Consider the following 5,727-nt stretch of genomic DNA (forward strand, 5'->3'; position numbering starts at 1 on the left):
CAAAGTCGAAGATCCTGCCATCAAAGCATTAACAGAACAAGTTTCTGCCATGACGACAGTTGTAACAGACCTGAAGGCGTCGGCATTCAAGGCATCTTCTGCACCGCAACGCGCAACGATTCCTGGCGAAATCCAAGCTCTCTTGGCAAAAGGCGGCATTAGCGAAGTGCCAAAAGAAGGGATGACGGAGGCTCAAGTCGACCAGATGCTGACTGCGGCCGGTGTTACATCAACATCAAAACGCATTGAAGCAAAGATGAATATTGCAAATTCTGGACTGTTGAAGCGCGGCTAATACGAGCTGAATCAAACACTACAAGGCGCCTAAGGGCGCTTTAATTTTTTGGAGAATTGAAAATGATTGAAGCTCGTACCGTAGGGGAAAAAGACCCTGCACTTGTGGCATTGGCGGGTGCGCTTAATGCAAATGGAGCAGGCTTTCAAAATCTGTCTGCTGCCGCTGATTTTTCAGGGCCTGGTGCGTTGGAAGTTCCTGTCTTTGAGCGCGAAATTGTCGATATCATTCGTCGCAACTCGATTGCCCTCGAACGCATCGGAACTACGCCGGCAACCGGCCATCCCCATCGCTATTTTGAACAAACAGCGATGGCTACCGCAACATCAACTGATCCTCGAAACATTGCGGCAACGGCATCTGGCCCAGTTCGGCAAGAACGTGCTGCGTTTATCAAGGCGTCCGTTGCGCAATCAAATCTGAGCTTGTTTGACCGTGACGTAACGGAGCAACAAGGACAATTCGCTGCGTTGCAGGCAAAAGATGTCGAAGACATTATCAGTGCGATCACGATCTTACGTGCCAAGATGTTCTGGACTGGATCGGATACGTCGCTTTTGATTCCGACAACCACTCAATGGGTGGGCGCATTGACGCAAGTTACTCAATTGGCGACTATCAGTAATGGCTCCAGCATCATCGATGGGCTGAAGACGATGGTTGCGAATATGATTTCCGATACACAGGATAATCAATTGTACCGGCCACGTCCAACAGCAATCTATTTGAACCCGCTGCTGATCGACAAGATCGAAAAGGAGGCCAAAGCCTCGCATATCGAACTCGGCACCAAGGACATTACTGTCGGCGTATCGGTCAAGTATTTGGCAACTCAAGCTGGCGATTTGCCGCTGATTCCAGATCCATTCATGCCGACCGACACAACTGGTAAGTATGGCTTCAGTGCACCTCCTGCCGGTTTGTCGAATTATTACGCTTTCATCACAACGGAAAATCTTATTGAGATTCCGTACATTGGCAAAGGCACAGACGGCAAAGCTCGTATCTTCCAATTGGGCCTGACTGGTAACTTGGCTGGCCAATTTGTTGGCGTGCAATTCGACGCTCTTATCGTTAAGGCTTTTGCCTACGCGCATGCTCTTGTTGCAGTTGTGGGTACTTAAAACGCATTGGTATTTCGATTGAATCAGTGAAGTTTTAACCAAAGGTCGCCAAATCTGGCGACCTTTTTTATTGGAACGAAAATGCGTATTTATCTAAAGACCGGGAAAGTTGATCATACGATGTTCCTGACACCGGGTAATGATAGCGATTGCAGCGAATTTTTCATGCGAGAAGCTGATGGAAAGCGCACAAAACGACAATTTACGGTGCGTTTCAAAGCCGGTGTTGCGGAAGTGCCTGACAATTTAGGCCGCTACATGATTGATAAGCAGATGGCGCAAAGATCGCAGATCATTTTGCCAGAAAATGCTATCTCAGCAGCAATGCCCGAATATCGTCAAAAGACAATGCGGCATCTTGGTGCGGTGGCATAAATGACAATCCGTGGAGATAATTCGCAGGGTGGTGGCGAGCGCGCTCAGACACTTCAGGTGCCGATGACGGCTGCGGAAATGGGGCTTACATTAAGCATCCCTGAATCAGGTAACGTGCAGAGCGGAATCTTGCCATCGAATGGCTATCTTGCATTTGCGCTTGGCCTGACTAGCTCTCAGGCTGGATCAATCAGCATTCAGCGATTCATCGATTTGGTTGGTAGCGTTCCTCAAGGTGCACCGATCACAGCATCATTAACAGCGACTACCGCGCAGGTAGCAAACATCACCAGCGATGGGCATGCAGTCTCATCATTGCAAATTACGGTAACCAACACCAGCGGTAGTACGGCGGCTACGTTGACAAACGTGGCGGCACTTTGGCAGAGCGCAACCTAAATGGGATCGTCTTATTTGACGTCTGACGACTATGCAAATTACGAGTTGCCATCGTCAACCACACAAGGTCAAGTAACAGCGGCATCGAATATTATCGATACGTACCTGAAGCGACCAGAGGGACTTGTCTGGGTACCAGATGCTACTGGCGCGCCTGGATGGATGGCGGCGCCTGCTCCATCCATGACATTGACCGGCACTGGCCCTATTGAGCCTGGTAATAACGTAGTTGTTCCAGTAACTGGTGGCATTAGTGCCATTGATGTTGGTGATGTTTTGGTGCTGGATTCTGCAAATAGCGAGATAGCAGAACCTTGTGCTGTAGTATCGCTGACAACATCACCGGCGACCGTAACGCTTCAGTCCGTAGTTTTCACGCATACAGGTTCCGTGGCGATGGATAAAGGGCGCGTGATCAAACAGCATAAGTTTATGCCTGCTGGTCGTCCACTTACTGTGCTTGCATATACACCGATAGCGCGGCTACTTGCTGGCCAAGGCCGGTATGGTTATGGCAGACGTGGTGATGCATCGCGGTACCAGGTGGACGAGTTCAATCTATTGGCATCGTTGTCACACTTCGGTGGCCCTCCGGTATGGGAGTTTTTCCCAATCACCAATACTGGCGTCGATTCGCAATCAGGTCAGGTTTGGTTGCCTGCTGGCGTGATGCTTGCGTATTACTCAGAAACCAATATATGGTATGTGGCTGGTTATTCTGCTGCTAATTTGCCATCTGCAATCAAGTCAGCATGCGCGCAAATCATATTGGCAAAGAACGCAGTCGCACAGATGGGTAATGTAAAAAGCGTTAAGGCCGGTGATACCGGCTACACGATGGGTGCATCATCGTTCTTGAGTGATGATGTCAAGATGTTGCTCGATCAGTACCGTGCCAGATTGTTTGCATAGCCATGTCGTTTCTATATCCACGAATTATTGCAATCACAAGGCCTGCGGTTCAATCAGGCGCTGGTAATCAAGGCTATTTTGGCTTGTCGCCATCAAGCGAAACGCCAGTTTTATCTGATATTTCCGCATCTATTCAACAAAAAAAAGAAGGTAGAAATCCAGACGCAAATCTGGCAGGAGACATCGCCAAGCGATCAATGTGGCGAGTATTCATATCGCTTAATTCGGTTGCGCTTGGTGTAATACTTGATCGCGACATCATTACCGATGATCTTGGTAACCGATATCAAGTGTCTGCTAGTTATTGGAATTCTTTAGGTCATAACCTGCTTGTTGAAAAACTGGAAAACTAAATGGCCGATGCATTCGATGTGATGGATGTTTTGGCTGCACTTGTTACGACAGCCTGTTATCCCGGCGGCACTTCAATCGCATCAGTAACGGAATCACAGATTTCAATAGGTACTGGTTGGCCGCCTCCGGCCACTCTTGATGCTGAATTATCAGAAACAAATAGCATTGTTTCTGTGTTTTCGATTCCAGGCACGTCGAACACAACGCGGTACCCAATTAAGCAGCAGAGAATCGGCGTGCCAGCGGCGGCAACTCTTGATTGGACTGTATCTGGCATAACGGCAACTTTGACAGGCACAGTATCAACGCCTCAGAACGTGGCAATTATTGTTGACGATGCTGCCTATGCGTATGCAGTTCAATCTAACGATACATTGACAACGATTGCTGCGGCAATGGCTGCGATGATATCTGGAAATAGAGAATGTACATCAAGTGATTCAGTTATAACTATCCCGGCATCGTCAACTATTGTTGCGCGAGTCGGAACTGTGTCTACCGTTGCGGCAGAGTGGGCAAGGCAAAAAGGACGGTTTCAGATAACCGTGTGGGCGGCAACGCCAGCAAATCGCAGGGCTATACAAGGCGCGATCAAAACCGCTCTAACACAACAGCATTTCATCACCATGCCTGATGGTTTCGCTGCAAGGTTGCGTTACATGACTGATTGGCCTTCGGATGCGGCACAGAAGGCAATCCTTTACAGACACGATATTACGTATGAGGTTGAGTACGCCACAACTGTAACAGGTACCGCACCGCAGGCGATAGTCTGGACGGTGGAAGTCTTCGGCGGCGTTATACCGCCAACAACGAACCCGCAAATTTTCAATTTCTGACGCTCTGGCGTTTTACTGAAAGGCAATACACATGACACAGTATTCATTTACTGGGGCGTTTAACGCCGCGACGCTTAATGTACCGGGGGCGTATATCAATATTCAGCCTCCCGGCCAGGGAATCATCACGCCAGCGCAAACCGGTATTCTTGCTTTATGTGGTGTGGCTTCCTTTGGCCCGGTTAATCAGCCGACCATGGGCAGCGGCAATCAATTGGCCTTGTTCGGCTCGCCAGTGGTGCGTGCCAGTGACTTGGTATCGCACGCGACCATTGCCTCACAGGCACAGCAAGCGGCAGGCAGTGGTAGCTTGCTCCTGACTCGCGTGACAGATGGCACCGATACAGCCGCTACCGGCACTGTCAATAGCGCAGGCGTTGCCGCAACCGGCAATATTGCATTCTCTGGCCAGCCTTCCGCCAATGACACCATCAGCATCGCTGGTACCACCGTCACTTTTGTGGCAACTGGCGCCACTGGCAACCAAGTCAACATCGGAGCATCGCTGACGGCCACATTGACAACTTTGCTGACATTTTTGCAGGCATCAAGCGACGTTAATCTGGTCAAGATTACTTATGCCGTTTCCGGTTCGCAATTAAACGTTACTGCGGCTACCGCTGGCACTGCTGGAAACTCCCTGACATTGGCAAAGTCAGGCACCGTAGAAACTGTTTCTGGCGCAACCTTGACTGGCGGTGTGGCACCCACACTTGGTCTGACCTTGACCAACAAATATACCGGCACCACTGGTAATGGCGCATTGTGGAATATCACGCAAGGATCCAGTTCGACGCCAGGAACGCCAACATGGCGAATTTCATTGTCTGTGGCTGGTTTCCCTGCCGAGGTGTTCGACAACATTGGCGGTAGCGGCAATGCCTTATGGACTAATATGGCGGCGGCGATCAATAACGGCAATTCTATCTTGCGTGCCGCTTCGAAATTTTTCACGGCGACAGCCGGTGCCAGCACGCAAGGCTTATCAGTCAGCAATGGAACTTTCAGCGGCGGCACGGACGGTGCGGCCAGCGTTACTTCAGCAATTCTTGTTGGTGTTGATACACCGGGCTCTCGGACTGGTATCTACACATGGCGCAATAGTGGCGCGGCGCTGGGAGTCGTGGCCGATCTATCGGATATTACGCAAGAGGCGAACCTGATCGCTTTTGGTCAGTCAGAGGGGATTCTGATGCACGGCGCTGGGCCAGCATCAGAATCGGTAACGACTGCGGCATCGAATAAACAATCTGTGGGTACCAATAACACCTTTTTCCGCCGCTGGATCGGTGACTGGTGCTATTGGAACGACAACTTCAACGGGCAGCAGCGGCTTATTTCGCCAGCGACGTTCCAGGCAGCTTTGCAATCGACATTGCAACCACAGCAATCGACTTTGAACAAACCGACTTTGGGAGTGGTTTCCACT

General features: G+C 50.1%; 6 protein-coding genes and 2 pseudogenes. All 8 read left to right on the forward strand.

All coding sequences use genetic code 11. The annotated features are described in order from the left end of the window. Positions 1–295: pseudogene (locus tag AC1W8Y_RS14810) on the forward strand (DUF6582 domain-containing protein); the annotation flags it as partial. Positions 296–357: 62 nt separating this feature from the next. After that, positions 358–1,419: a hypothetical protein gene (locus AC1W8Y_RS14815; protein ID WP_482015263.1), complete on the forward strand. Its 1,062-nt coding sequence runs from the start codon at positions 358–360 to the stop codon at positions 1,417–1,419. 81 nt (positions 1,420–1,500) lie between these two features. Then, positions 1,501–1,794, forward strand: coding sequence for a hypothetical protein (locus AC1W8Y_RS14820; RefSeq protein WP_482015264.1), 294 nt, complete (start codon positions 1,501–1,503; stop codon positions 1,792–1,794). Then, positions 1,795–2,193, forward strand: coding sequence for a hypothetical protein (locus AC1W8Y_RS14825; RefSeq protein ID WP_482015265.1), 399 nt, complete (start codon positions 1,795–1,797; stop codon positions 2,191–2,193). It abuts the gene before it with no gap. A gap of 15 nt (positions 2,194–2,208) precedes the next feature. Further along, positions 2,209–3,105: a hypothetical protein gene (locus tag AC1W8Y_RS14830; protein ID WP_482015266.1), complete on the forward strand. Its 897-nt coding sequence runs from the start codon at positions 2,209–2,211 to the stop codon at positions 3,103–3,105. 2 nt (positions 3,106–3,107) lie between these two features. Beyond that, on the forward strand, positions 3,108–3,458 hold the full coding sequence (locus tag AC1W8Y_RS14835) for a hypothetical protein (protein ID WP_482015267.1): 351 nt from the start codon (positions 3,108–3,110) through the stop codon (positions 3,456–3,458). Next, entirely contained in the window at positions 3,459–4,298 is an 840-nt protein-coding gene (locus AC1W8Y_RS14840) for a hypothetical protein (protein ID WP_482015268.1), read from the forward strand. A gap of 31 nt (positions 4,299–4,329) precedes the next feature. After that, positions 4,330–5,727 (forward strand): annotated as a pseudogene (locus AC1W8Y_RS14845) (hypothetical protein); the annotation flags it as partial.

The organism is Jezberella sp., from assembly GCF_964834465.1.